This is a genomic window from Streptodolium elevatio, assembly GCF_053592165.1.
In genome coordinates this window covers 1-25163 of the sequence record NZ_JBSFVE010000031.1, presented here as the reverse complement: position 1 = coordinate 25163, position 25163 = coordinate 1, and the positions used below count along the sequence as shown (strand labels likewise).

The window sequence follows — 25163 nt, the reverse complement described above, 5'->3', positions numbered from 1 at the left end:
AGCTGTCGGCGTCTTCGCACGGCCAGCAGCGGCCGTAGCGGCCGTGGCGGCGCGATATTGGCGGAGAGCACTTGTTTGTGGCGTGCTGTGTTCCGCGGGGACCGGGCTTGCCTTCGTGCTCGTTCCTGAGGCGCAGACGAACCAGCTACCTGATGCTGACGACCGACTGCGCCGCACATGATGTGATCGCTGCATGCGGTGTCGACGCCGACACGGCATCCGTACTGGGGGGGAGCATGAGCCGCGCGCCGATGCTGAGGAACACGACGTTGCTCGCCGCTGTCGCTGCCGCACTCGTCTCTTGTGAAGCTGAGAAGTCCACTCCCGTCAACGCCTACCTCCTGGCCGAGGTCCGGACGGATCACACCCCCATTGAGGCGCGGTTCCCCGAACTGGGCACGCTTGCCGAGGTGACCTGGATCGGCTCCGCGTGGGGCAACGTCCCGGGGCGTGTCGGTGTCCCCGGACCCACAGACGTCAGGGTGGTCGGTGTGGCCAAGCTGTCTCCCGGCGACCTGGACAGACTTACCAGCCGCTATGCCTGGGCTTCGTGCGGCGCTAGCCCCACGGACGTTCCCAAGCCGCTGGTTGCTGCCGTGGGCGAGAGCGGCACATGGTGCGAAGACGACGCGATGGTACGGGAGGTCGACTCCGATTCGTCATGGTCGTTCCTGCTCGACAAAGCTCGCGGTGTCGTCTACTTCGACTCCATCAACATCTAAAGACTGGTTCAGTGCGCTCACGCGTGAACCGGGCTGGGCCGCGGTCACTTGGGCGGGTGTGTTTTGACGTCACCCGGGGCCTTGCGGTGGGACGGTGAAGTGTGCTTTTGCCGTGGGAGGCCGGATGGGGAAGTCGCAGTCGAGGGTCGACCTGTACGCCGCACTTCGGCGCGATCATCGCCAAAGCGGCTGACGGAGCCGCGCCGCGGTGTCGTCCGTCTTCCACCGCAGTCCCGGTCATGCGGCCTCCAGGCCTCACGACGATCACCGGCAAACCTCACCCTACGCGGCAAACCGCCACATCCCCGGAGCCCCGCCGCCGCGACGTCAGCCGCGGTAGTCGATCAGCACCGGCCGACCCGTGACGGTGATGACATCCCCGGAGCGGACGGTCTCCTCGGTCCCGTCGAGGCGGCGGACGCGCTCCGCGCCCTGCCCCGCCGGGACTTCGGCCGTGCCGCCGTGGGTCCAGCTGATGCGTGCGGACCGGAGCGTCCCGTGCTCGTCCGGGAGCATGACCTCGCACTGCCACACGTTGGGTGGCAGTCGGAGGTCCTGGCCGTGGCCGCAGCCGCGGACAAGCGCGCCGGTGAGCCACTCGCCCAGGCGTCCGACATAGGCGCCGGCCTTGGTCGGGGGCTGTCCTTCGGCCTGGAGGACGAGGGGGATCTTCCCGTTTCCCCAGGCGTAGAAGTACATGCGCTGCACGCCGCGATTGCGCGCGAACAGGCCGGTCAGATAGAAGCGCACCGCGTAGTCCGCGGCGGTTTCCGGATCGAGCGGGGCGTTGAGCTGCAGTGTCTGGGTGGTCCCGGTGTTCCACAACGGCAGGTGGTACCCAGCCTGCTGGAAGGTCAGATCCACCCTGCGTATGGCGGTCAGCATGGTTTCGGGCGGGTCGGTGACCCGTTCCTGGTAGAGCTTGACGCCGGCTGCGTCGCAGTACTGGTATCCGCCCAACGCCGCGAACATGCGTATGAACGCGTGCGACTCCTCGGTCCACAAGGCGGTGACGGACGGACACACCACAGTGGCTGTCTCGTCCTGTGCCTTGATGATGCGGGAGGCGCGGCGGGTCATCTCGACGAGTGTCTCCACCGGGCCGTTGTAGTGGTGTTCGTGGTTGGCCATCACCCACAACTCGTACGCGTCGATGCGCGCGCCCGCGTGCCGTACGAGCCCCTGCACAAATGCCTCCCAGTCCGCGAGATCGTCGGGAGGCGCGGCGCGCGACCCGTCCGGATACGCGGCTTTCCGGGCGTCGGGGGCGGCCCACGTGGGTGTTCCGCCGAACACGAACAACGTCGGCAGGTCCTCCCGACTTGTGGCGTCGAGCAGCCGGTCCAAGGTGGACCATTCGAATTGGCCGCGGGCCGGCTGGAGTTGAGCCCAGCGCGTCTCGCTGTCCCACAGCCGTACTCCGCCGACGGGGAAATCGGGCAGCGCACCGCTGGAACTGTTCATCGTCACCCCGAACAACTCGCGCGGTATCGGGCTGGGGTTCTGGCTCCAACTGGTCATCCCGGCCGGTGCCGCGGCGGCCGGGGGGCGACTGTCACGCGGTGCGCTCGACACCACGGCGCCGAGGAGGGCGATCACCGTCGCCGCGGCGAACACCACGCGCGCCACTCGTCGGCGGCGCCGAAGCACCCCCGCGTCGGGACCCCGCGGCGTGTCCGCCGACGGGGAAATGCGGTGCGGCTCCCCCGCATCCGTCACCGGAGGCGGGGCCGGCGGCGGCGCCTCGACGGTGGCCGGGTCGTGGACCTGCGGTGCCTGCCCGGTCGCCGCACGCCAGTACGCCAGCAGATCGTTGAGTTCCTCGGGGCTTGCCCGGCACTCTCCCGCGACGCGCACGACGAGGTCGTACTCGGGCGGTGTGCCCTGGCCGCTGCAGTAGCGGTGGAGCGTGGAACTGCTGGTGAAGACCCGCTTCCCCAGGTCCTGGTAGCTCAGACCGCTGCGCCGCTTCAACTCGGCCAGCAGCGCGGACAACTTTCGGGCCGCTTCACCCCTGTCCAAACACCCTCCCCGTGACGCGGTGATCGCCCAGTATCCCAACCACGTCCCGTTCCGGTGCCGAACCGGCAGGCCAGAAGCCTGCGTACGTCCCACCGTCACGTGGGACACGGAATTCTCGGCAACAGCGCGCCGGGCCCTCCACAGTTGGACCGACCGGCCCAGGGGGGCCGGGAACGACGAGGGGGAACCCAATGGCTCCACGATCTTCGACAGTCGCAAAGGTTTCGGGTGTCGCGCTGGCCGCGCTGCTGGCCGGTGTCCTGCCGGCCGGACCCGCACACGCGGAGGGATGCGCCGGCTCGCTTTGCGGCGGGGTGCGCAACGAGCAGACCAAGCTGATGAGTTACACCATCGACCTCGGCACGGGGCCGCACCGGTGCAGGGTGTGGAATCCGGACGGCGGCGACAACGCCTCCGGGGACCGCATCCTCGCGTGTGACCAGCGCCCGTTGAGTCAGGATCAGCAAGAGGGCGGCTACGGGAGCGGAGTCGACGTCGACGCGTTCACGTTCCCGGACACGGGATACCACGTGTCCTTCAACGGGCGGGGTCAGACGTACCACGAGCGCGGGTATTGGACCAAGATCAAGACCACCCAGTTCGCGGTGTGCAAGAAGTTCGACGCCTACAAGACGCCCTATTGCGAGATCTCGGGCCTCTGATTCCGCGCCCCTCCCAATCTCGCGTCCGCCTTGGCGCGTCCTAGCGCAGGGTGACGAGCAGACCTTGGCCGCCAGACCTGGCCCGGGCCGGCCAGCACCAGCGGGTCGCCCGCGTCGGCCTGCGCCCACACTCACCGCAGCGCCGCCTCGGGGTCCAGGCTGTCGCGGTCGGTGTATTCGCGGGGCCCGGGTCGACGGCCCACAGTCCGGCGCGGTCGGCGCCGATCAACTCCTCGACAGCTCGCGCGGGGACGGTCACCGGGTTGCCTCCGTTCCGGCGCCGGGGCAGAGGGCGTGCCTGGTCATGAACACGTACTCGGCGGCGGCCTTCGTCGACTGGGTGTGGTCGGCCTCCCAGTCGCAGCAGCGGCACCATGCCAGGATCCCGCCGACGACTTCTGCGTAGCCGATGACGCGCTTGACGGCCCGCGGCTTGGCGACGCGTCCGGCGTCGACGTCGGCGCGAGGGATGACCAGCTCGTCCCCGGCGCGGCGCCGCCCGGTCGGGTGGGCGAGAAGTTCCTCGGCGGTGCGGCCGGTGATGCGCACGATCACCGGCGGGCCGCTCACGGGCGTGTACTCGAGGCGGGCGCCGTCCTCGACGGTCTTCCAGTCGAGGGCGCGGCGGGTGCGGCGGAATGCGGTGCGGTCGGCGTCGGGGGACGTCATGCTGGCGATCTCCTGTGCTCGTTTGGGTTGCGGGAGGCCTGGGGCGGCCGACAGATCTGGTGGGTCAGACGGCCGCCCCAGGGCGTGGTCAGGCGTGCGCGAGCCGCACGGCCTGGTCGGCCGCGGTGTCCGCGGCGGCGTTGTTGTCGGCGAGCCGGTCGGGGCAGTGCCCGGACACGGTGCGGGTCCAGGTGTGTCCCGCCAGACACCGGTAGGTGTAGGTGCGGACCGTGGTGGTCTCGCTGGTGCACGTCCAGTGGCTGGTGCCGCTGGCGGCGGCGAGGCCGCACGGTTCGGGGGAGGGCTCGGGGCAGAACGCGCCGTCCATCTGCCACGGCTGCTGGTCGACCGGCGTCGTGCTGTCGCCGACGCGCAGGGTGTAGCTGGCCATGAAGGTGGTCTCCGTTGGGTATTCCGGGCCCGCGCCGGATGCGCGGGCGGGGCTTGCTGGTGCGAAGTGGCCCGCAGGGTGGATCGGTTGCGGTCGGCCGTTCAGCGCCGGGCGGCGACGACTGCGGCGACCAGCTCGGCGCCGTGGTGCCAGGCCTGGTCGAGCGCGTACGCGCCCCCGAGCGGCGCAGCCAGGTCCCAGAAGTTCCCCTTGCCGGTGGCGTGAGCCAGCCGCTTCAGGGGTTCGCGGCGGTCCGCCGCGTAATGCGTGACGGCGCTGATCGCCAAGGCCACGGCGATGCGGCGTCGGCTGAGGCCGAGGTCCAGCGCCCGGTTCCCGGCGAGCAGGGCGAGCCCTTGGACGGCAACGTAGGCCGCGACGTGGCGCCCGCATGCGGCGCGGCCTACGGCTGCCTGCTTGCCCTGGGCGCCCTTGGTGACGGCCTGGGCGTCGGTCTGGACCCAGTGGTCCGCGACGTCTGCGGCGCCCCTCATCAGGGCGTAAGTGGCGGCCATGCGCGCTCCGGCGGATGTGGTCATGACGGCGGGCTCCTTCACGGGTGGGTGTTGCCTGTGAGCCGGGCGGCCTGTCCGCGCAGCCGGGCGTCCCGGCGCGGGCACGACCCGTCGCACGGCCGGTCGGCGGCGAACGCGGCGTCCAGCGCGGCCGCCAGGGCGAACACGTCGCGGCAGATGCGCTCGCGGACGCTGCCGCAGTCGCACGGCGCGACGACGGTCAAGGTGTTGCGGACCGTGCCGGGCAGCCATGCCCCGGCGACGGGGTCGGCTTGGTGGCGCAGCCACACCCCCGACCCGAGCCACGCCGTCGCGGACGGCGACAGTGGGAGCAGACGCCACGCGGAGGCGGGCACCATCGGGTAGCCGGTCCAGGCGTGCGGCCGGTCCAGTCCGGCGACCGCGCGGTGCGGCGCGGCATTGGTGGCGGCGAGCAGGTTCGCGGTGTGGGCGGCGGCGAGCACGGTGGCGTGTTCCGCGCCGCCGTCGTGCGTCCGGCCGTCGGACGCCGCGTAGTGCGGGGCCGGGGCGAACAGGGCCGCCAGCAGTGCCGTCCGGGTCGGGGTGAACATCGGTCCGGGGGAGCGGCCTTGGGTGACCATGCGCAGAGTGGTCCTTCCGATCACGGGGTTGAGGCGGGGGAGAGCAGCGGTGCGAGGCACGCCGCCGCGTGGGCGGGGAGGGCGTGGGCGACCCGGCGCCGCAGCTGCGGGTCGGGGATCCACAGGCCCTGCGCGCCGGACGCGGGGACCGGGGTGGCGAGGGCGACGGTGTCGGCGAGTCGCCAGTGCCAGGACGCTCCGGGTTGGGCCCAGGTGCTGCATGTGCCGCCGCAGTCCGGGTGCGCGTCGGTGATGCGGGTGACGGCGACGACCACACGGCTCGGCATCACAGCCGCGAGGTCGGCGGGCACGTTCCGCATCGCGTCCTGGTCGGCGCGGGCCCCGGCGTGGATGAGGACCAGGCCGCGGTAGTTCGTGCGGCGGGTCCGGTTCTCCACGTCCTTGCCCAAGTGCGCAATGGCCGCTTTCTCCTGGGGTCGCCGTGTATGGGGCTTGCCCTCGTCAGAGTTCTCGCAGCTCAGTGGCTTGGACTGGGCTGTAACGTCTGCAACAGGTGTGGTGCTCGCGCTCCGGCGTGAGGCCGAGGCAGCAGACGGGGTGTGCATGTTGGGGGATGGGCAATTGCCTTCGTCCGGGGCGCGATCGGCAGACGCAGCGAAGCGTCAGGATCGTGCGGTGGCGGGGCGAGATGAGCTCCGTGTGCTGGTTGAGGAGCTGACGCGCTCCCGGGGACCGGGCGACGAGGAGACTCTGGAAGCGCGCGGCACCCTTGCCTATTGGACAGCCGTGGCCGGGGACGCGGCCGGTGCCCGGGACCTGTCTGCGGCGCTCGTCACAGACGCGGCACGCGTGTACCGGCCGGTCGATCCGGAGATGCTCAGCATCCGCGGCGAGCACGCGCACTGGACGGGCGAAGCTGACGACCCGGCGCAAGCCCGCGATCTGCTTGCGGACATCGTCGCCGAGCACAGCAGTCTGTTTGAGCGCTTGTTCGGGCCCTCGCTGTTCTGGCGCGTCAAGCACGCGCACTGGACCGGCGAGGCCGGTGACCCGGCCGCAGCCCGCGACCTGTACGCGGAGCTCACTCCCGACCTGGCCCGTCTCCACGGCCCACGGCACAACATCACGATCCGCGCCCGTGCGGAACATGCCCGCTGGACCGGCACTGCGGGCGACCCGACAGCCGCGCGCGACCTGTACGCGACGCTGATCGCCGAACTCACCCGGTGGCGAGACCCTGGTGCAGGCGAGCTTGTCGAGATCCATGCGCAGTGGGTCGAACGCGCACGAGGCGGTGCTTGACCGGCATGAGGATCCCGGTGGCGTTGCCGGTGAGCTTGCAGACGATCAAGTTCTGCTGTGGGTCGTGTCGTGTGGGTGGGGAGTGGTGTTCAGGCGTGTGATCAGCTCGCGGTTGGCAGCTCGTGCGGCGTCGAGTTCTTGCTGACGCTCTTCGAGTTGGCGTGTGAGATCCACGGTTCGTTGCTCCAGTGCGGTGATTCGGCGCTTGAGCTGCTCGATGTCGTCCGGAGCGCCGAGGCCGGACTGCCGCCAGGCTTGTTCGCCGAGCAGTTCGCTGAGCTTGTTCTCCAGTTGATAGATCCGTGCGGCCTGGCGGACGGCGCGGCCCTGGGCGTTCGCGAGGTCCGCCTGCAGCGAGGCGCGGCTGACTTGCGGAGCCGTACCAGGGCGGCTGAGTGGTTCGGATGCGGCAGCGTGGATCTGTGCGAGCAGGTCCCGGTGCCGGTAGAGGAACGACCGGTCGACGCGAGCGCTGCGGGCGATGGCGGCGACGCTGAACTCGGTGCCGTTCTTGGTGGCTTCGTTGAGCGCCTTGATGACGCGCTGGCGTCGGCGCGCGGAGTCGGCGCGTCGTCCTTGTGCCATGGGTGTGGTGTTCATGCGCTCCGGTCCGGGCGGACGTCGGGGAGTGGCTGGCGAAGGCGGGGCAGACCCAGGGCGACGACGCTGTTGCGGGCGCGTCGGACGGTGGCGACTGCCTGTTCGATCTGGGCCCGTTCGTCGTCGTCGAGGTCGTCGACGTCGGCCTTGATGCGGTTGATCAGCCGTCGGACGCGGCGGATCTCCTCGTCCGACGGCATCGCCTCGTCCTTCGCCCATTGATCCGCGTCGACGCTGGCGAGCAGCCGTTCTCGGGTGCGCAGGAGGTCGCTGAGATAGGCCTCTAGGTCGGGCAGGAAGGAGACGTCGGTGCGGAAGTGGGCGCATCCGACGCAACGGAACCTGACCGGGCAGTCCCCGCCGCCGGCGGCGACGTTGGTGGGCTCGGTGCAGATGCCGTAGGGGACGGCGACTTCGCCCACCGCGTGGCGGGTGCGCTCCGAGTCGAGCAGGGCGGTTGCCTGGCGCCAGATCCGGCTGCCGTGCCGGTCGAACTGCATCGTGGTGACGCGGTCGACGGCTTCCCGCCTGCGCTCTTCGCCAACGCGGTAGTACCGCTGGGTGGTGGACAGCTGCTTGTGGTCCATGAGGTCTTGAAGAACCTCGACCCGGACACCTGCGTCGGCATAGCGCTGGGCGAAGGTGTGCCGGTAGGCATAGAGGTAGATGCGCCGCTTGTCGAACGGCAGCATCGTGGTCCCCGTCCTGCCACCGACCTCGACAACGGTCGGGACAAGTACCTCCGGCAAGCTGTCGACCCAGGTCCGGTGCCGACCGCTCACCCAGTCCGCGCTCATCGACTTGCGGCCCTCGGGGTTGGCGACGGTGGTGGGCAGCAGCACGAGTTCGGCGGGTGGTGTGTTGGGAAAGCGCCGGCGCGCCGCTTCCTGCTGTTTGACGACTACGGCGGCCGTGGCCTCGGAGATCGGCAGTCGACGGCCCAGGCGGTGGGCTTTGTGGTTGTCGTAGATCAGGACGGGCTTGCCGTCCTGATCGCGTGTCAGGCAGTCCCAGGCAAGCCGGCAGATCTCTTCTGGGCGCCGGCCGGTGTCGATCAGCAGCTCGACGGCGGTGCGGACCTCGGTGCCGCTGCCGCCGTTGACTTTGTCCAGATGCGAGCAGAGGTGGCGGACGACCTCGATGGGCAGGTCCCGGCCGGCTTCTTGGTCCTCGGGCTCATCGGGCAAGTCCTCACGGCCGAGTGCGAATTCGTCGGGCAGGCCGTACAGAGGGTGACCGGGCCGGGTCAGACCCAGGGTGCGCATCCTCGCCAGCAGCCGCAGCACTGACTGGCAGTGCCGCAGCCGCAGGTAGGCGGACAACTGTTGTTGGTCTTGGAGGTAGGCAAGGCGGTTGCGGAACGCGGTGATGTCCGTCCGGCCCAAGGCTCGCGGATCGTGGCCGTGGTCGGCGCGCTGCAGGTGCAGGCTCTCGGACAATTGGACGATGCCGTCGATCGACGACTGCACGGTGCCGGCGACGCCCTTGCCCCGGCGCTGCGGCAGGTTGTCGAACGCCCATGCCTTGGCCGCCTCCTTCAGCCACGTCTGGCGGATGTCGGTGAACCGCAGAGTCCCGCCGTATCCGAGGACCGTGAGAGTCCACAGGTCCTTGTGCCGCTCCGTCTCCGGGGTGGCGTGCAGCAACGCGCAATGGCGTACGAGCTCGTTGCGCAGCGGCCGGACGGACGCCTTCAAAGACTCCCGCGACACCTCGCTCAAGGTCGTCGCCTGCTGCAGCCGGGCCTGGTCGATGATCGGCCTGACCACGTTGAACATGGTCTTCACGCCGTTGTGGCTGCGCTGCTGCAGGCCGTAGACGAACTCGGCGGCCACCCGTAGCGGCAAGCCGCGCAGGCTGACCTTGTTGTCCTCGGCAATCGCAGGAGCGGTGCGGCGCCAGAACTCCTCGTCCAGATCCGGCTGGGCCTGGCGGGCTTTGCGCCAGCGGTTGTAGTGCGCCAGGCAGTAGGCGCCCCGGCCAGCGCGCTCCCGCAGACACGAGGCGGTCCGGCACGGCCCCAGTGAGGCGTGGGCCGTCGCCATCGGCATTGTCAGGAACTCGTCCAGGGACACGCCGAGGTTGCGTTTCTGCACTTCGTGGGCGAGGCACAACTGCGTCCGCTTGCTCTTCCAGGGACGCTCGCAGCCGGTCACCGTGCACGAACGGACGCCGACGATCCGGCTGTAGTCCTTGGGCGTCTTGAGGAAGTCGTCCACCGCGGGACTCCCCAGACGGCGCCACCGGTCTTTGCAGCTCACGCAGAGACCGCTCGCGCTCGAGCGCGCCTTGCGGCACCCGGTGATCACGCACATCCTCCAGCCGAGCGTCGGATGCTGCTGCGGGAACACCACGACGAGATCCTGCGGGTCCCACTGGACCGTGGCGGCGAACTCCGGTGTGATCGCTGCCAACAAGGCCGATGTGGCCGCGTCCTCGTGTTCGACGGCCGAGGGCAGGGGCGTGAGCTTCATCGGGGTGGTCATCGCCCGACCTTCCCGGCTGGCAGCCGCGGTGTCGGTACGCGCTCGACCGCCTCGCGCAGTCGGCTCGGATCCGGGTGCAGGTAGGGGTCGCTGGACGCCGGTGATGCGTGACCGAGCAGGTCCTGCAGTTCATCCCGACTGCCGCCGGCGTCCCTGACGTTGCTGGCGAAGGCGTGGCGCGACATGTGCGGGGTGATCCGGCGCGGGATACCCGCGCGCCGGACCAACGCATCGACCAGGTCGTTGATGGCGTCCGGCCGCATCGGTGCCCCCAGCGGTGCCCGGAAGAGGTTGACCAGCAGGAAATCACTGTTCGCGGCGGCCTCGACCTGGTGCCTTTCGATCGCGTACTGGTCCAGCGCCTGGACGGTGACGAAGTCAAGAGGGACCGCCCGGCCCCTGCGGGACTTTGCCCACGCGCTATTGCTGTTGTCCCGACGCCGGACGTGCACGTGCGCGCCTTCGATCGCGCACCCCAGACCGGCGTTGTCGACGAGCAGATGCACGTCACTGCGCCGCAGCCCGGCAACCTCGCCGCGGCGCAGGCCAGCCCGGGCCATGAGCAGAACGATCACGCGGTCCCGGGCCGAACAGCACGCCCGGAACATCGCTACGACCTCCTCGTCGGTGGCCCGGTCGACTACCGTCTCCGGCTCGTGTAGTCGGTGCTGAGCCCGCAGCCGATAGACCAGCCGGGCATCTTCTCCCTGGGCTTCCAGCGGCAAGTCCCGCGAATCCGCCAGATCGTAGATCTGCCCGAGAACCCACGGCGGCGCCTCATCCCGCGCCACCGCGAACGCCAAGAAGCCGCGTACCGCTGTGAGCACCTTGTTGATGCGCCGCTCGACGCGCACCGGTTGTGTGCCCGGCCCGTGCACCACCCGCCGGTCTTCGGCCTCAGCCGGGACGTACTTCAACCAGACCATGAACAAGCCCATGTCAGCGGCCGCCACCCGCCAGTCGCGGCCCGTGCACCGGCACCACCGCAGATAGAGGACGACCGCACCGGCGTACGCCTTCGTCGTCGACTCGGCCCGGTCCTGGCCGAACCGGACATGCCGCAGGAATCGATCCGCGGCAGGCATCACTTCCAGTTCCTCATCGAGCACCGTCCAGTACCGGGTCCCGGACGGCATCCTCACCGCGAAAGCGCGCATCAGCTGCCCTTGCCCCTCGCTTGAACCGACGAAGAGCAACAGAGCTACACCCCGTGAGAACCGCTGCAGAACGCGCCACGCGGGTCGTCCACGCAACATCACACGACAGTGGGACAACCCCCGGAGAAGCGTGGGCCCACGGTTGGTGGAGCGTCAACGCCCGCACCGGGCGTGTTTCGTCGACGAAACAGACGGCGGTCACCGGCTCGTCCTCGTCCCCGCGCCTTGGGCGGTGGTGCGGGCGGCCGGGGTCAGGTGCGTGCCCGGGCGTCCTTGGCGGCGGCCGTTGACCGTCGGCGTGTGCGCATCGGCGGCGTGCGCCAGGCACGGGCCGGTCGACCAGCCGTCCCGCCGCATGCCCTTGGTCCGGTACATCCCGACGTCAGCGACGCGCAGCAGCGTGCTCCACGACGCATCAGGCAGGTCGGTGGTGTGCGCGGCGCCGACGGACACGGCCACGGGCAGCGCCTGCCCGCCGTACACGACGGGCCGCTCCAGCAGGGTTGGCAGCGCGGCCAGTTCGCGGGGGACCCGGTCGTACGGGACGCGTGCATAGGCGCCGAATTCGTCGCCGCCCAGGCGCGCGACCATGCCGCCGCGGGCGGCGGTCCAGTCGAGGAGCCGGTCGGCGACCGCGTCCAGGACCCGGTCGCCGGCGGCGTGCCCGTGGTTGTCGTTGGTCTCTTTGAACCGGTCCAGGTCCAGCAGCAGGACCAGGACGTCGTCGGGGCGACGGGCGAGCAGCTGCTCACCGCGGGCGGTGAGGGCCTGGCGGCGGGGCAGGCCGGTCAGTTCGTCGCGGCCAGCCTGCTGGAGGCGGCGGCGTACGCGCACGTTGTCGGCGAAAGCCAACGCCGCGAGCGGCACGGCGGCCGCGGCGGCGAGCCAGGCCGGGCTCGGGTGTCCCCGCAGAAGCGGGGTTCGGGCGGGCATGGGGTCGGGTCTCCGATCTTCCCGGCAGCAGCCGGGGTATAAGGAAAGCGGCGCCCTCCCGGGAGGGAGTGGCGCCGCTTGCTGGGGTGGTCCAAAGGGGGGTCGGTCGCCGGGCGGGCGTTTACCGGGTGAACACCGGCCGGGTGTCCGGCGCGGTCCGCGCGGGTCAGTCATCCGCGCGGGCGGCCTCCAACTCGTGCTCGTACGGAGTGCAGGCCCGGTCGCATTCGACGGCCCGGGTCAGCGCCTGGGCGAGCCCGGCGGCCAGGGCGTACACGTCGCCGACCTCGCGTTCGCGGTGCCGTCCGCATACGCACCGGCTGACGACGGTCAGGTGGCCGGACACGCCGGCGTGGCGCTGCCGGTGCTCGAAGTGCAGCCATATCCCGGACCCGTCCTCGGCACCGGAGCCCAGCCAGGCGACGGCGGACGCCACGACCGGGAACCCGGTGCCGGAGTCCTCGGCGCGGATCGGCGGGTAGCCGGTCCACACCTCGGGCTTGTGCAGCTGCGCGGCGATGTCGCCGATCTTCTCCTTGACGAACCACGCCGCGGCGTCCGCGGCGTCGACGGCGGCCCGGGCCGCCTTGTCGCGGGCCTCGCGCTCGGCGCGCTCCTGCGCCGCGCGTACCGCGGCCTCCGCGGCCGCGAGGATCGTGCGGGCGGGGCCGGGCACGAGGGTGCCCGGCCCTGCGGTGGTCTGAATGGTTTCGGCAGTCACTGCTGCTCGTCTCCTTTCCCGGCACCGCGCGTCACGACGCCGGGCAGGTAGGGATCGGTCAAGGCCGTGCCGGAGGAGTGCGGGCCGCGAGCGCGGCCTGGGCGTGGCAGGCCACCGCACCGCCCCGACACCGCAGTTCGCGGGCGTCGGGGCGGCACGGAAGCCGGGCACAACACGGGTCAGTTCATGCGCCGCACGGTGGCGGCCGGGTCGGGGGTGTCCCCGCAGGTGCAGGGGTCCCCGGAGAACGGGACGCAGTAGTGGAGGTCCACCGTCGGCGCACATGCGGGCGGCGCGAGGAGGTTGCCGATCTGCTGGCAGGTGTCCCGGGCCACGATGCCGACGGCCAGGCACACCACCCCCGCGCCGAGCGCGGGCGCGGGCGGGGCGGCGACCAGTGCGGACGCGAGGACCACCACCGCGCCGAGAGACGCCCCGAGGCGCACGGTGCGGCGGGCGACGAACCAGAACCAGACGGCCAACCAGGCGCGGGCAGCGGTCAGTTGCGGGGATTGCAGGGCGAGGCGGTTCATGACGCGACTCCGAATCAGGTCTGCTGCCGATGAAGGAGGCTGTGGGCACAGGCGGACGGGGTTCAGGCAAGGTCCCAGTCGTCCGGGGCGTCGCACGCGTCGCAGTGCAAGTCGTCGGGGACCTGGCCGCGGTAAACGGCGAGGAGGTCGGTGGCGTCGTCGACCGCGGCCCACACCACGCCGCCGCAGCGGTCGCACCGGGCGGTGTCGCAGCGGGCCTGCCAGTGCGGCGCGTACATCCCGGCGCCGTTCCACAGCCGCGCGACCAGGTGGCGGCCGCCGACGCCGAACACCCCGGTGCCGTCGCCGGTGTCCGGGTGCCAAGCGAACACGGCCGCCAGGTCCGGGCCGAACGCGGCGCGGACCTCGCTCAGCAGGTCCGGATAGTCGCCGGCGGACCGGGCGAGCAACATGCCGAGCAGGTCCACCTCGGCCGCGTCGTACACCGCGTCGAAGCCCTCCGCGCGCAGCTGCTCCGCAGTGGGGACCTTGGCGTGCTGTGCGGTGACGACCCGCTGCGGGACCTTGCGGTGCGGCAGCCGCAGCCTCTGGCGTTCGAGGCAGACGTCCAGGGGGGTGCGCACCACGATCGCCACGGCGGGCATGTAGTGCGCGTACGCGCGGGTGGCCAAGCGAGCGCGGACGGCCGGTTCGACGTTGGTGGCGTCAACCACCGTCGGCAGTCCGCGGGTGAGCCTCGCGTCCAGGACGGCGTCGAACACGGCCACGGCGTCGGCGGTGGCGTCCTGGTCGCCGGCGTTGTCGGCGACCCGCTGGCGGCACGCGTCCAGCGATAACCGCCATCCGCGCGGAAACACTGCGGCCACCCGTGACTTGCCAGCCCCGGCCGGGCCGATGAGCGTGAAGAGCGCCGGTGTGGTCAGGTCCGCGCCCGCCATGCTGACCGCCGCGGCGCGGGCCTGCGTGGGCCGGGTCACCGCGGGCCGCCCGTCGTGGTGATCGAGCGGGCCAGGCCGCGATTGTGGGTGGTCACGTGGGTCTCGTGGTGCTCGGTGTGAACGGTCGTGCCGCTGCCGCCGAGCCGGGCGAACAGCAGCCCGAGCAGCGCGCCCAGGACGAGGCCGCCTCCGCCGGTCGCGGTGATCCCCGCGGCGGCCTGCCCAAGTCCCCAGCCGATCCCGGCGCCGGCCGCGCCGAGGCCGATGCCGCCCGCGGCGATGCGCTGCGCGATCGGATCTGCGGCGGGCTGAGGGGCGAGGTCGCGGGGCTGGTAGCCGCCGGGCAGGAGCCGCGGGTCGAAGAACTCGGGCGGCAGGCTGTCGCGGGGGACCAGCGCGGACCCGTCGGCCGTCTGGATCCACACCATCGACACGCCCGAGTCGGCGGTGCGTTCGGCGGACAGTTCGACGGCGCCCTCCAGCGGGGGGCGGGGGACCAAGCTCGTACTGGTCGGAGTGGGGGTGTTCATGGCTCTGTGGCCCTTCCGGTCGAGGGTGTCGGGTGTCTGAGGCAGACGGAAAGGCGCTGCCGCGTCGGCGGCAGCGCCCATTGGTGTGTCCCAGGCGAGAAGGAGGTCGGGGTGTGGGTGTCCGGCCGCGTGAGCTGCGGCCGGACACTCGTCGTGCACCCGGCGGACATCGGGGATCAGGCAAAGATCCCGGTGACGGCGTTGACCCCGGCGCGGACGAGGTTGTCCCCGACGCTGGCCAGGTTGGTGCCGAACGACGTGCCGGCGAGCATCACCCCGGCGGCCATGGCGAACAGCACGAGCAGCACGGTGCCGCGCCGGTATGCGAAGCCCAGGACGGCGAAGGCGGCGACGACTTTGGTGGTGACCGTGACGGCGCCGCCGGTTGCGGCGGCCGGGGCCGTGTCGGCCGCGTACGCCGCCACGGGTGTCAGGGCGAGCAGCAGGGTGGTGGACACGACAACGGCTGTACGCCGCAGGCGAGTTCGGGTGCGGGACATGGGTGATGGCTCCAGAGACGTCGGTGGTTGATGCGCGGTCATACGCGCGTCGGCCGCCGCCCTGTTCGGGGCGGCGGCCGACGCGGTGGGTGGGGGGCGTTAGCGGGGTGTGGGGGCCGGTTCGGTTCGTTCGTAGGCGCGGCTGTCGGCTTCGGTGGGGCGGATCTTGCCGGTCTGCTTGAGTCCGGTCAGTGCGTTGGCGACGCCGCCGGGGGAGACGGGCTGCCCGCCGTCCTCGGCGAGCGCGGCGACGAGTTCTTCCTTGGTCTTCGCGCCGAGCGTGAGGGCGTCGAGGATGCGGGAGCTGATCGTCCGCGCGGTGTGCTGCGCCGGGCCCGTTGGGAACGGCGCAGGGAACTGGGCGGGGAACGCGGCGGGTTCCTGACCCGGGGCCCCGGCTGTGACCGGCGGGCGCACAAGGGTCGCGGTACCGCCCACGCCGCCGGCGGACGAGGTGAGGTTGACCGCCTGGTCGTTGTGCCGGTTGAGGTACGCGGGTCCGGCCGCGGCGTGCGAGGCGGCTTCGAGCGACCTGGGGTCGCCGGGCCCGTACAGGGCGGTGATCTCCGGGTCCAGGCCGTCGACGGGGGTCAGGCTGCCGACGCGGGACCAGCGCATGACCGAGCCGGGCCGGTCGGAGGAGAGCAGGTACGCGGTGCCCGCGGTGGACGCGCCTTTGCGCAGCTCGGTCCCATGGTCGAACCGGGACGCGAGCATCGGCGCGCCGGAGTACTTCGGGATCGGCGCGAGCCGCATCCCCATGGGCAGCAGGCCGTCGGAGACCAGTTGCTGCATGATCCCGCTGCTCCAGCGCAGCAGGACGACCTCGCCCTCTTTGAGCATGGCGCGCAGGACGTCGGAGCCGCCGAGGTCTTCCAGGTGCCCGGCCTGCGCGGCGATGCGCACGCCGACGCCGACGGAGCGGCCGGTGCGGCCCAGTTCGCGGATGAAGTACGTGGCGCCTTCGCGGTAGGGGCTGCCCTTCTCCAGGAGCCGGTTGGCTTCGTCGAGGGTGACCGACAGCAGCGGGTCGGGCCGGTCGATGATGAAGTGCGAGCGGCCCAGCTCGGCGTAGCGGGCCATGCGGTCCTTGGCGACCTCGTACGCGGCCAGCAGCATGTCCATGGCGCCTTCGGAGGTGGTGACGCGCCAGTCGACCTGGCCTTTGGCCTCGGGGCAGGACTGGCCCATCTTCAGGTCGGCGAGCCAGGAGGTGATCCGGCTGCGTTTCTCGGCGGCGAGGACGAGCTGGACGGCGCGGGATTTCCCGCCGCCCGTGGTCCCGAAGATCGCACTGCGCTGCGCCCCGGAGCCGGGTTCGTACAGGCGGAACGGGGCGGGCATGCCGTCGTGGAAGGCGCCGACGCAGATGTAGCCGTCTTTGTTCATCACCAGGTCCTGGCCGCGGGCGGCGGGCAGGTTCGCCAGCGGTGGGCGGCGGTAGACGGTGACCAGGGCGCGGTTGAGGCCGTCGGTCTCCACGACCAGGCAGGCGGGGTCCTGCACGCCGAGGGCGGAGCGCAGGTTGCGCAGGCGCTCGGGGGTCAGGTCGACCACGCCGCCTTGCGGGACGGCGACTTCGATCTCGATGAAGTCGCAGTCCGCGGCCGGTGTGGTCGACGGCAGGAGTACGGCTCTCACGGCTGTTCGGTCCTCTCGGTGTCGTCGGGGCGGTCGGTGTCGTCGGCGTGCGGGGAGGGCTTGGTCAGGACGGCGGTGACCGCCGCGAGTGTCTGATCGGTCGGCGCGGTCAGCCCCTCGCCACCGGCGAAGGAGTGGGCGGGTTCGCGGGGTTCGGTGTGGTCGTGGACCAGGGCGCCGCGGCGGATGTCGACGATCTGCGAGCCGGGCATCGCGGTGGGCGCGACGCGGGCGGCCCAGTAGGTGTCCAGGTCGCTCATGTCGGCGGCCGCAGGGGTGCCGACGATCAGCCGCTTGTAGCGGGAGCCGCGGTCGGGGATCGCCTCGATGCGGATGCGGTCGACGGGGATGTCGGTCAGCGCGGACAGCCGCGCGGCCGGAATGTCGGGGACGGGTTGCCCGGCGGGGGCGACGATGACGGCGCGGAAGGTGTCGGCGTCGTCGACGCGAGCGTTCTCCAGGCGGGTGCCGGGGGCGGCGCCGCCGTCGCAGCCGACGGCTTCGGCCCACCACCGGGTCAGCCGCTCCTCCGGGGTGCGGGCGTCTTCAGCGGTGGCTTGGGCGCGGCGGCCGGCCATCTCGTGCAGGTACCCCACCGCCCCGTGGGAGGGCCGCCAGTACCAGGTCAGCCCGAGCCACACCGCGCCGCCGCCGATCGTGGCCAGTACTTCGTCCAGGGTCGTGCCGGGGACCACCGCGACGGTGACGGCGCCCGCGGCGAGGAGGGCGGGCGCGGTGAGGTAGAGCACCGTCACTTCGGGGCCGACCTCGGGCTTCCAGGGCCGGACCGAGATCGCGAGGCCGGCGGTGGCCAGCCCTGCGGTGGTGGCGGCGGTGGTGAGGGCTGCGGGGGTGGACGTCAGGGAAGCGGCCAGCGCGACGGCGCCGGCGGCTGTGCCCAGGCGGCCCGCCGCGCTGCGGACGGCGTTCATCGTGCTGCTCACGGATCCGTTCTCCTCTTCGGGAATCCGTCCCGGCACGCGGCACCGCCGCCCGGCGGGGGAGTGCCGGGCGGCGGCGCTGCGTGCGGGTGCGGGGGGGGTGGGTCAGTGGTTGGCGTAGAAGGTGCGGTCGGCCATCGGGACGGGCATGGCCTGCGCGACCTCGACCACGCGGCCGTAGTCGGCCTGGTGGTTCTCGGCGGCCCGGTGGAACAGCGTCGACAGGTCCGCGGCCGCGTCGGCGAGGCTGCGGGCGTGCTCACGGCTCTGCCGCATGAGCACGGCGGCCTCGTGGTGCTCGCCCACGGTGTCGCTGTCGACATTCAGGGAGGCAGCGATCCCGGCGAGCCGGTCGACGCTGGCGGCGACCTCGCCGACGTCCTCGCCGATCTTGTTGGCGTAGTCGGAGAGGCGACCGACGGCGGTGCTGGCGATGCGCAGCCGCTCGATCAGGAGCGCGTAGCTGCCGGCGTCGGCGGACTGGGCGGTGGCCTGGGCGACGGGTACGAGGTCGGACACGGGTCTACTCCTGGTGGTAGGCGGCTTCGGCGGGCGCGGTGTGGCCCGCGTCGGCGACGGCTCGGGCGAACGGCTGGTGGCGGTCGGAGGCGTTGGTCCCGGCGCTGCCGATCGCCTCGGCGGCGCGCGGCAGCGACGCGATCAGGTCGTCGGCGTGGCCGCGGACGGTCTGGCAGGCGTCGATCAGCGTCGCGATCGACCCGGCCAGCGATCCGGGCACCTGCAGCTCGGCGACTCTCGCTTGGAGCCCTTCCAGGGACGTGACCAGGTCTTCGGCCATCGAAGCGGCGATCCGGGCGCCCTCGGCGCGGCCGGTGATCTCGCCTTGCGCGTCGCCGTCGGCGCCGATCAGCTCCTCGATCGTCAGGTCGCTCCCGGTTCCCGTAGCGGCAGAGCCGGGTACGGCGGGGGAGGCAGTTCTGGCAGGCACGTCGTTGGGTCCTTCCGGGTAGGCGGAGACACCCCCGCGCGGGGGCGTCGAGGATGCGGCGGTTGAAGCAGTCGCCGCCGAAGCAGCAGCGGCGGACAGGGGCGTGGGCGTGTCCACCTGCTCGGCGGTCCAGGTCTTCGGCCGCATGCCGGGCGGAGGCGTCATCGCCTCGTCCTCGAACACCGGCCCCGTCCACGGGGCCCGCGTCCCGGAACCGGGTTCCGAGGAGCGGCCTGCGTCGGCTCCGTCGGTCGCCGTGAGGGGCTTCGGGGCACCGCGGTCGACGCGGGCGCCGGCGAAGGGGCCGCGGGCGATCCAGGAACGGAACCCGCCACGCGACGGGCGACGGTGACGGCCTCCACCAGTCCCAGCGAGGCCAGGTGGCTTGCGCGTTTCCGAGTCCGCTGCCGGGCCGGACCCGGACGACGACCCCTTAGGGGCGTTCTTCCCCGCCGCCTTGCCGGTGTGTTTGCCGGTGTCCTTCGGCGAGCCCTTGGGGTACCAGCGCCGTTCGGCGCGGTGACGCGGCAGGCGCTCACGACGGGCCTTCGAACGCGCCGCACGGACCAGCCGCCTGGCAGAGCGCGCCCAGCGCCGAGCCGACCGGGCGGACCGCCTCGCCGACCGGGCGGCCCGGCGAGTGGCGCGGTCCGGCGCCTCGGATCCCGACGCCTCGTCCTCGGCGCTCTTGGCGGTCTTGGCGGCCTCGTCGGCGGCGCGGGCTTTCGCGGCCTTCTTCGCGGTCTTCTTGGCCTCGGCGCGGGCCGCCTTCTTCCGGGCCGCCTTCTTCGTGGTCTTCGCCCCAGAGGTGCCGGTCCCACCCGACGTGCCTTTGCCACCGGAACCCGCGCCGGACCCACCGCCGGACTTGCCGCCGGACTTGGACCCGGACTTGGACCCGGACTTGCCGCCGGGCTTGGACCCGTCGCCGGTTCCGCCGGCGCTGCCTGCGCGCTTGGCGGCCGCGGACTTGGTCCCGGCGGCCCGGCCGGCCCCGGAGGCCCCCTTGGTGCCGGTGCCGCCGCTGTTCTTTCCGCCGCCGGTCTTCGGCGCGGCCTTGGAGCCGCCCTTGGATCCGGATCCGCCGCCGGAGGTGTCCGCCGACTTCGGCCCGTTCTTCGACGACGCACCGGCGGACTTGGCGTTCTTCGCCTCGGCGCGCTTCTGCGCGGCGTTTGTGCCCAGCCACCGGGCGGCGTTGCCCGCCAGGCCCGACGACGCGCCCCCGCCCTTGCCGGTCGACCCCGTGCCGCGGCCCGAGGTCGAACCGCCCCTACCGGTGCGGCCGGACGCCGACCCCGACGCCCCGGACGACCCGGACAACCCGGACGTCTTGCGGGGCCCGCCGGACGACGGCGACGCGGCGGTCCGGCGGCCCGCCCCAGACGCTCCGCCTGCGGACCGGCCGCCACCCGACGCGGCACCCCGGCCACCCCCCAGGCCACCGCTGGAACCACCCCGGGGCGGCCGGGCGGCACCGGTGTTGGCGGCGCGGGCGGACCGGACGTGCTGCAGCGCCGCCCGGGCCGCCCGCCGCGCGGCGCCGTCCTTGACCTTCTTCCCGTCGCCGTCCTTGTCGGCCTTCTCCTTGGCGTTCTTCGCTTCCTCGCGGTGGTGCTCGGCGCGGGCCCGCATCCAGTCCGCGGCGTTGTACGCGATCCGCAGTCCTGCGGCCGCGCCCGCCGCCCAGTACAGCGGCGCGGTGTGCCGGTTGAACTCGGCGCCGTGCACCGCCGCCTGGCCGTCGTCCTCGTCGGCGTCGACCGGGGCCGGGACGGCGTCGGCGAACAGCAGGTGCAGCGGCGGGCCGAAGTCGTCGTCGGCCAGTTCGGGGAAGGCCGGCAGCTCGTCGTCCACGTCGGTGCGGCCGGGCACCTCGAGGACCGTCGCGGGGGCATCCGGCACGATCGGCGGGCGCAGTCCGCCGGTGCGCGGGAACGGCAAAACCGTGCCCGCGATGCCGGTTTCGGGGCCAGTTTCGGGGCCGGTGTCAGGGCCGTCGCCGGGGCCGTTCCCGGTCGTCGGGGGCTCGTCGCGAGCCATGATCGCCTCCTCTCAGGAGTTGACACACAGTGATGGGATGCGGGAGCCTCACGCGCGCGCGTCGTGCGCGCGGCTTGGCCCCCTGCCAGCCGTAGGGCGGCGGGGTGATGATGATGAGGAATCCGTCACGCATCGTGAGCACGGCACCAGTCGTGCAGCGTCTTGGCGAGCGAGTACCAGACCATGTCGTCGCCGGTCTGCCGCTCCAGCGCGGTGGCGATGGCGCGGGCCTGGTCCATCACCACCGCGGCCATCGCGCGGTTGTTGTCGGCCTGCTGCAAGCGGTCGTTCCAGAACTTCGCGCGGCCGCTCACCTTGCGCTTCGGCGTAATCGTCCCGGGCGTCTTCGGGGCGATCATTTGGCGTTCCGAAACAGGTCGAACGCGGGCGGCTCGGCGGCGACGTCGACCACTTCGGCAGGCTCGGCGAGCGCCGAATTGGCAGCGTCGCGGATGTCCGCTGAGGTGCGTGCGGTCAGCTCGGCGCGGCGGGCGATCTGCAGTTCCTTCGCCCGGCGGGCCTGCGGCAGCTCCACGTACAGCCGCCGGTAGACCGCCTCCAGGCGCCGCGCGGCGGTGATGGTGGACTGCGCGTTGCGCTCCATCACGTGCAGCTGACGGGCCACCCGCCACGCGTGCATCCGGCCCTGGACGGCGTTGTCGCCCGGGATCGGCGTCGCCAACAGCTCGGCGAACACCTCCAGCCGCAGCTCCCGAAACGCCCGGCGGCGACGCTGGAACACCATCTCCACCTGGCTGCTAAAGGCGTGCACGCCCTCCGGCGTCAGCAGCGCCTCGGCGGTCCACTGAGGACTCGTTCGGTCGGTCACGACCATCTCTCCTTCGGTCTAGAAACGGTGTGCCGCAGGGCCGTTGACACTGGTCACGACCGGATCTGCGGTGCTGTACTTGGCGTTGCTGGGACTGCTTCCGGCAGTCGCAGCGAAGGCCGGTCCCAACCCACCTCGAATGGGTTGGGACCGGCCTTCACTGGTGGTGCCGGACGCACCTGATCAGGCCCGGCACGCTCACGCGGCGGGCCGGTAGCCGGACGCGAGAAGCGCGGCGGCCTCGTTGCGGTACTCCGACGCGGTCGAGAACGCGACGCCGAACGCTTCAGTGATCGCGTCCAGCGGGAGCCGCTCACTCTCGCCGTCGGCATGGGCGAGGACCATGCGGGCGACCTTGCGGGCGGCGCGCTCGCGCGGGCTCAGCCGGGCGGCGTCCTCCATTTCGATCGCGGCCGCCTCGATTTCGGCAGCACGGCGCCGCGTTTCGGCAGCGGCCTGTTCGGCTTCGGCCGCGGCCTGCCGCTGCTGCCGCGCCTGGGCGATCGCCGCCTCCTGACGGGCCGCCGCCTCCGCCTGCTCGGCGTCGATTTCGGCGGCACGGCGCCGCGTTTCGGCGGCGTCCCTCTCGATTTCGGCGGCGGCCTTGTCCGCTTCGGCCGCGCGCTTGCGGGCTTCGGCCATGGCCGCGGTCTCCACCGCCCTCGCCTCCAGCTCGGCAACCGTCGCCGCCGCCTCGGCGGCCCGCCGCTCCTCCTCGGCGAGGCGCTGCTGCTCCGCCGCGGCGCGGTTCGCCTCGGCTTCGCGGGCGCGCTCCTCGGCCTCCTCCCGCTCCGCCTTCGCGGTGCGGGCACGGGCCTCGGCGATCGTCGCGGTCTCCAGCGCCTGGTCCTCGAGCATCGCGGCGCGTTCGGCGGCGGTGACGTCCGCGCGGGCCTGCGCGCGGGCCCGCTCCGCCTCGGCGCCGGCCTGCGCCTGGGCGACCTCCAACGCCGCCTGCGCCCGGATCCGTTCGGCCTCGGCGCGGCGTTCGGCGAGCTGGCGGCGGGTCTCCGCCTCCACCTGCCGCCGCTCGGCCTCCTCGCGGCGCTCCTCGGCGGCGCGCTCCTGCTCGGCGGGCATCGCCAGGGCCTCGGCGACGTCGTAGCCGTACGGGGCCATCGTCATCGGCAGCATCTCGTCCTCGGACGCCTTCGACAGGTCGCCGTCGTACTTGCGCTTGAGCCACAACTCGTACGCGATGAGCTCCTGACCTCGGCGAATCATCTCCGGGTAGGAGGTGATGTTGTACAGCCGCATCCGCCGGTACAGCTTCGGCGTCGCCCAGGGGGAGAGGATCCAGCGGTGCAGCGGGATGCGGTCGGTGTGGGTGCCGGCCTCGATCCGGGCCTTCTTGATGACCCGGCGGCGCGCGGCCTCCACACCCAGCACGAACAGGATCGGAGTGACCGCGTGAGCTGCGGCCTGGACCGGATCGGCGCCGATCGAGCCCTGCGAGGCGGCGTTGAACCACACCGTCGCGCCGGTCATGACATGCGCCGCGAGCCGCAGGACCGGCCACGGGCAGCCCTTGCGGATCATGTGCAGGTCCAGCGCCAGGAACGCGACGATCGAGGCGTCCACGCCCACGGGGAACCACGGCGCCAGGTCCGCGCTGAAGCCCCAGGACAAGGCCTTGGTGGACAGCGTGTCGTAGGACATCACGAAGCCGATCGCGCCCACCAGGAGACCGCCGAGGGTCCCGACGAGCCAGAGCAGGCGCTCCAGCCACCAGTCGCTGCGGGACCCTCCCTCCGGTGCGTCCGAAGCGGTCGGCGGCGCGTCCGAAACGGTCGGCGGCGCGTCCGAAACGGGGTCCGGCGGACCCGAAACGGGGGAGGAGCGGGCTGCCTGGGGCGGCAGTTCGGTGATCGTCACTGGGACCTCCGGTGAGGGTCGTCCGGGCTGCGCCCGAAACAAGATGGGGTGCGCCCGAAACGCGGGCGGGTGCTCCCGAAACGGGGAATGCGGGGACTGCGAAGCGCGGGGTGCGCAGCGTCAGCCGACGACATCGGCCGGCGGGCTGCGCGGGTTCTGCGCGGCGGCTGCGGGGCCGCGTCCGAAACACCACAAGGCCGCGCCCGAAATCGCGTGGGGTGCGTCCGAAACGGCTGTCCGGCTCCCCTCACACCGCCCGTACCGCGCCGCGAGCGCGGCCGGGACGGGCGGTGAAAGGCAACGAACAGACGTTGCTCACGCGGCGTGGGTCAGGTCGTCCTGGTCGATGCCGGGGACCGTGGCCAGGATCGGGACGGCGACCGGGTTCCCGCGCGGGGTGTACATGGCGGTCGCCATCACCTGGCGGGCGTGGATCGCGAGGTACGGGTCCACGTCCAACAGGTCGCGGGTGCCGGCGGACGGCTCCCCGGGCATGCCGAGGAGGAGTTCGACGGGGATGTCGAGCAGGGCATGGAGGCGTTCGGCCATCGCCCGGGCGGCGTCGGAGTCGTAGGTGGGCACGGTGGATGTCCCTTCGCGTTGCCGTGCAGCGGTTACTGGGTGGGCGGGCGGGTCGGTGACGGCCGCCTCGGCCCGTGCGGGCCTGGAGGCCGCGAGCCGTCCGGCCGCGTGGAATCGGTGGGCACCGGCGTTCAGCGGCTGGAGCCGCTGCGTGCCGCCCGGAGCGCGGCACGGACCGCGCGGCGCAGCGGACGCGGCGCCCGGGCCCGGGACCGGGCGGGGGTGAGGCGGGCCGCCGGGCGGCGGGCGCCGGCCTCCAGCAGGTCGTCGGCGTTCGCCCGTGCGCGGCGAACCCGGTTGCGGCGCGCGGCCATGTCAGCCGGTGGCGCGGGCGCGGTTGCGGGCGGCCCGACGCTCCAGCGCGCGCCGCTCGTCCTCGCTCATGCCACCCCAGACGCCGGCGTCCTGCCCGGTCTCCAGCGCCCACTGGAGGCAGGCCTCCATCTCGGGGCAGCGACGGCACACGGCCTTCGCCTCCTCGATCTGGAGCAGGGCCGGGCCGGTGTTCCCGATCGGGAAGAACAGCTCCGGGTCTTCGTCGCGGCAGGCGGCGCGGTGACGCAGGTTCACAGGAAACTCCTCGCGTACGCGGGTGGAAAGGGTGGGAGAAGAGGAGCGCCCGCCCGGCGTACTGCCGGGCGGGCGCGGGTGGTTCGGATGGTCGTGGTCAGCGCTGGCGTGCCTGCTGCTGGGCCTCGGCGAGCCGCCGTGCGGCTTCCGCCGCCCGGTCCATGGCCTCGCGGGCGCGCTGCCGCGCCTCGGCCAGGTCGGTCGCGGCGCTCACGACGCCCTGCCCTTCTGCTGCGACCGGACCCGCTTGAGGGCTTCGTCCATGTCCGGGTCGCTGTCCGTGCCGACGATCAGCGTGGGCCGTGCGATGATGGTCTTCAAGTCGCGTGCTCCTTCTGGCAGTTGTGCGGCTCACCACGGCCTCGGGATGACCCCCCGGGGCCGTACCGCTTTCTCTGGCCTGCCGTTCGAACAGACCACGGCCGCGGCCCCCCCGCAGTCCGTGGGGGGCGGGGGCGGCCGGGGGGGTTGTGCGCGGGGGACGGTGGTGGGCGCGGCCCCCGGGCGACCCACCGGGCCCCGCGCCCA

The 25163-nt window shown here is 72.4% G+C and carries 28 protein-coding genes; 3 read left to right on the top strand and 25 right to left on the bottom strand.

Going from position 1 to position 25163, the window contains the following annotated elements; all coding sequences use genetic code 11:
- The first annotated feature begins 152 nt into the window (after positions 1 to 152).
- The gene (locus ACWD12_RS36580) at positions 153 to 722 is read left to right on the top strand and encodes a hypothetical protein (protein WP_450103214.1); all 570 of its coding nucleotides are present in this window, start codon (positions 153 to 155) and stop codon (positions 720 to 722) included.
- Positions 723 to 1049: 327 nt separating this feature from the next.
- Here ACWD12_RS36580 and ACWD12_RS36575 read toward each other — a convergent pair whose 3' ends face one another.
- The gene (locus tag ACWD12_RS36575; protein WP_450103213.1) at positions 1050 to 2744 is read right to left on the bottom strand and encodes a helix-turn-helix domain-containing protein; all 1695 of its coding nucleotides are present in this window, start codon (positions 2742 to 2744) and stop codon (positions 1050 to 1052) included.
- A 191-nt stretch (positions 2745 to 2935) separates the two neighbouring features.
- Here ACWD12_RS36575 and ACWD12_RS36570 point away from each other — a divergent pair, with 191 nt between their 5' ends.
- Positions 2936 to 3406, top strand: coding sequence for a hypothetical protein (locus ACWD12_RS36570; RefSeq protein ID WP_450103212.1), 471 nt, complete (start codon positions 2936 to 2938; stop codon positions 3404 to 3406).
- A 255-nt stretch (positions 3407 to 3661) separates the two neighbouring features.
- Here ACWD12_RS36570 and ACWD12_RS36565 read toward each other — a convergent pair whose 3' ends face one another.
- The 5 genes from ACWD12_RS36565 to ACWD12_RS36545 form a co-directional block, all read right to left on the bottom strand.
- Positions 3662 to 4075, bottom strand: a complete 414-nt coding sequence (locus tag ACWD12_RS36565) for a hypothetical protein (protein WP_450103211.1) — start codon at positions 4073 to 4075, stop codon at positions 3662 to 3664.
- A gap of 88 nt (positions 4076 to 4163) precedes the next feature.
- A complete protein-coding gene (locus tag ACWD12_RS36560) occupies positions 4164 to 4466 on the bottom strand; it encodes a hypothetical protein (protein ID WP_450103210.1) in 303 nt (100 codons plus the stop codon).
- Between the two features lie 101 nt (positions 4467 to 4567).
- Complete coding sequence (locus ACWD12_RS36555) at positions 4568 to 5005, bottom strand: hypothetical protein (RefSeq protein WP_450103209.1); 438 nt, start codon at positions 5003 to 5005, stop codon at positions 4568 to 4570.
- 14 nt (positions 5006 to 5019) lie between these two features.
- Entirely contained in the window at positions 5020 to 5583 is a 564-nt protein-coding gene (locus tag ACWD12_RS36550; RefSeq protein ID WP_450103208.1) for a hypothetical protein, read from the bottom strand.
- A gap of 20 nt (positions 5584 to 5603) precedes the next feature.
- A complete protein-coding gene (locus ACWD12_RS36545) occupies positions 5604 to 5981 on the bottom strand; it encodes a hypothetical protein (RefSeq protein WP_450103207.1) in 378 nt (125 codons plus the stop codon).
- Positions 5982 to 6243: 262 nt separating this feature from the next.
- Between ACWD12_RS36545 and ACWD12_RS36540 the strand changes: the two genes are divergently transcribed.
- A complete protein-coding gene (locus tag ACWD12_RS36540; RefSeq protein ID WP_450103206.1) occupies positions 6244 to 6846 on the top strand; it encodes a hypothetical protein in 603 nt (200 codons plus the stop codon).
- A gap of 45 nt (positions 6847 to 6891) precedes the next feature.
- Here ACWD12_RS36540 and ACWD12_RS36535 read toward each other — a convergent pair whose 3' ends face one another.
- The 19 genes from ACWD12_RS36535 to ACWD12_RS36445 form a co-directional block, all read right to left on the bottom strand.
- Positions 6892 to 7446, bottom strand: a complete 555-nt coding sequence (locus ACWD12_RS36535) for a hypothetical protein (RefSeq protein WP_450103205.1) — start codon at positions 7444 to 7446, stop codon at positions 6892 to 6894.
- Positions 7443 to 9800 (bottom strand): tyrosine-type recombinase/integrase, encoded by a 2358-nt coding sequence (locus ACWD12_RS36530; RefSeq protein WP_450103204.1) that lies wholly within the window; start codon positions 9798 to 9800, stop codon positions 7443 to 7445. Before ACWD12_RS36530 ends, ACWD12_RS36535 begins: the two co-directional genes overlap by 4 nt.
- A gap of 128 nt (positions 9801 to 9928) precedes the next feature.
- Complete coding sequence (locus tag ACWD12_RS36525) at positions 9929 to 11089, bottom strand: tyrosine-type recombinase/integrase (RefSeq protein WP_450103203.1); 1161 nt, start codon at positions 11087 to 11089, stop codon at positions 9929 to 9931.
- A gap of 198 nt (positions 11090 to 11287) precedes the next feature.
- Positions 11288 to 12022 carry a GGDEF domain-containing protein gene (locus ACWD12_RS36520; protein WP_450103202.1) on the bottom strand — a complete coding sequence of 245 codons (735 nt, stop codon included), beginning with the start codon at positions 12020 to 12022 and terminating at the stop codon, positions 11288 to 11290.
- A 166-nt stretch (positions 12023 to 12188) separates the two neighbouring features.
- A complete protein-coding gene (locus ACWD12_RS36515) occupies positions 12189 to 12743 on the bottom strand; it encodes a hypothetical protein (protein ID WP_450103201.1) in 555 nt (184 codons plus the stop codon).
- A gap of 179 nt (positions 12744 to 12922) precedes the next feature.
- On the bottom strand, positions 12923 to 13276 hold the full coding sequence (locus ACWD12_RS36510) for a hypothetical protein (RefSeq protein ID WP_450103200.1): 354 nt from the start codon (positions 13274 to 13276) through the stop codon (positions 12923 to 12925).
- Positions 13277 to 13338: 62 nt separating this feature from the next.
- Positions 13339 to 14214 carry an AAA family ATPase gene (locus ACWD12_RS36505; RefSeq protein WP_450103199.1) on the bottom strand — a complete coding sequence of 292 codons (876 nt, stop codon included), beginning with the start codon at positions 14212 to 14214 and terminating at the stop codon, positions 13339 to 13341.
- The gene (locus ACWD12_RS36500; protein WP_450103198.1) at positions 14211 to 14705 is read right to left on the bottom strand and encodes a hypothetical protein; all 495 of its coding nucleotides are present in this window, start codon (positions 14703 to 14705) and stop codon (positions 14211 to 14213) included. The genes ACWD12_RS36505 and ACWD12_RS36500 overlap by 4 nt, the downstream gene beginning before the upstream one ends.
- A 176-nt stretch (positions 14706 to 14881) precedes the next feature.
- Positions 14882 to 15163: a hypothetical protein gene (locus ACWD12_RS36495; RefSeq protein ID WP_450103197.1), complete on the bottom strand. Its 282-nt coding sequence runs from the start codon at positions 15161 to 15163 to the stop codon at positions 14882 to 14884.
- A 141-nt stretch (positions 15164 to 15304) separates the two neighbouring features.
- Positions 15305 to 16846 (bottom strand): DNA/RNA helicase domain-containing protein, encoded by a 1542-nt coding sequence (locus ACWD12_RS36490; protein ID WP_450103196.1) that lies wholly within the window; start codon positions 16844 to 16846, stop codon positions 15305 to 15307.
- Complete coding sequence (locus ACWD12_RS36485; RefSeq protein ID WP_450103195.1) at positions 16843 to 17790, bottom strand: hypothetical protein; 948 nt, start codon at positions 17788 to 17790, stop codon at positions 16843 to 16845. The genes ACWD12_RS36490 and ACWD12_RS36485 overlap by 4 nt, the downstream gene beginning before the upstream one ends.
- Positions 17791 to 17892: 102 nt before the next feature.
- Positions 17893 to 18306, bottom strand: coding sequence for a hypothetical protein (locus ACWD12_RS36480; RefSeq protein WP_450103194.1), 414 nt, complete (start codon positions 18304 to 18306; stop codon positions 17893 to 17895).
- A gap of 4 nt (positions 18307 to 18310) precedes the next feature.
- Positions 18311 to 20779, bottom strand: coding sequence for a hypothetical protein (locus ACWD12_RS36475; protein ID WP_450103193.1), 2469 nt, complete (start codon positions 20777 to 20779; stop codon positions 18311 to 18313).
- A gap of 125 nt (positions 20780 to 20904) precedes the next feature.
- On the bottom strand, positions 20905 to 21138 hold the full coding sequence (locus ACWD12_RS36470) for a hypothetical protein (protein ID WP_450103192.1): 234 nt from the start codon (positions 21136 to 21138) through the stop codon (positions 20905 to 20907).
- Positions 21135 to 21608, bottom strand: a complete 474-nt coding sequence (locus ACWD12_RS36465; RefSeq protein WP_450103191.1) for a hypothetical protein — start codon at positions 21606 to 21608, stop codon at positions 21135 to 21137. Before ACWD12_RS36465 ends, ACWD12_RS36470 begins: the two co-directional genes overlap by 4 nt.
- A gap of 198 nt (positions 21609 to 21806) precedes the next feature.
- Entirely contained in the window at positions 21807 to 23483 is a 1677-nt protein-coding gene (locus tag ACWD12_RS36460) for a DUF2637 domain-containing protein (protein WP_450103190.1), read from the bottom strand.
- 315 nt (positions 23484 to 23798) lie between these two features.
- Positions 23799 to 24065: a hypothetical protein gene (locus tag ACWD12_RS36455; RefSeq protein WP_450103189.1), complete on the bottom strand. Its 267-nt coding sequence runs from the start codon at positions 24063 to 24065 to the stop codon at positions 23799 to 23801.
- 131 nt (positions 24066 to 24196) lie between these two features.
- Entirely contained in the window at positions 24197 to 24379 is a 183-nt protein-coding gene (locus ACWD12_RS36450) for a hypothetical protein (RefSeq protein ID WP_450103188.1), read from the bottom strand.
- A 1-nt stretch (position 24380) separates the two neighbouring features.
- The gene (locus ACWD12_RS36445; protein ID WP_450103187.1) at positions 24381 to 24635 is read right to left on the bottom strand and encodes a WhiB family transcriptional regulator; all 255 of its coding nucleotides are present in this window, start codon (positions 24633 to 24635) and stop codon (positions 24381 to 24383) included.
- Positions 24636 to 25163: the final 528 nt, after the last annotated feature.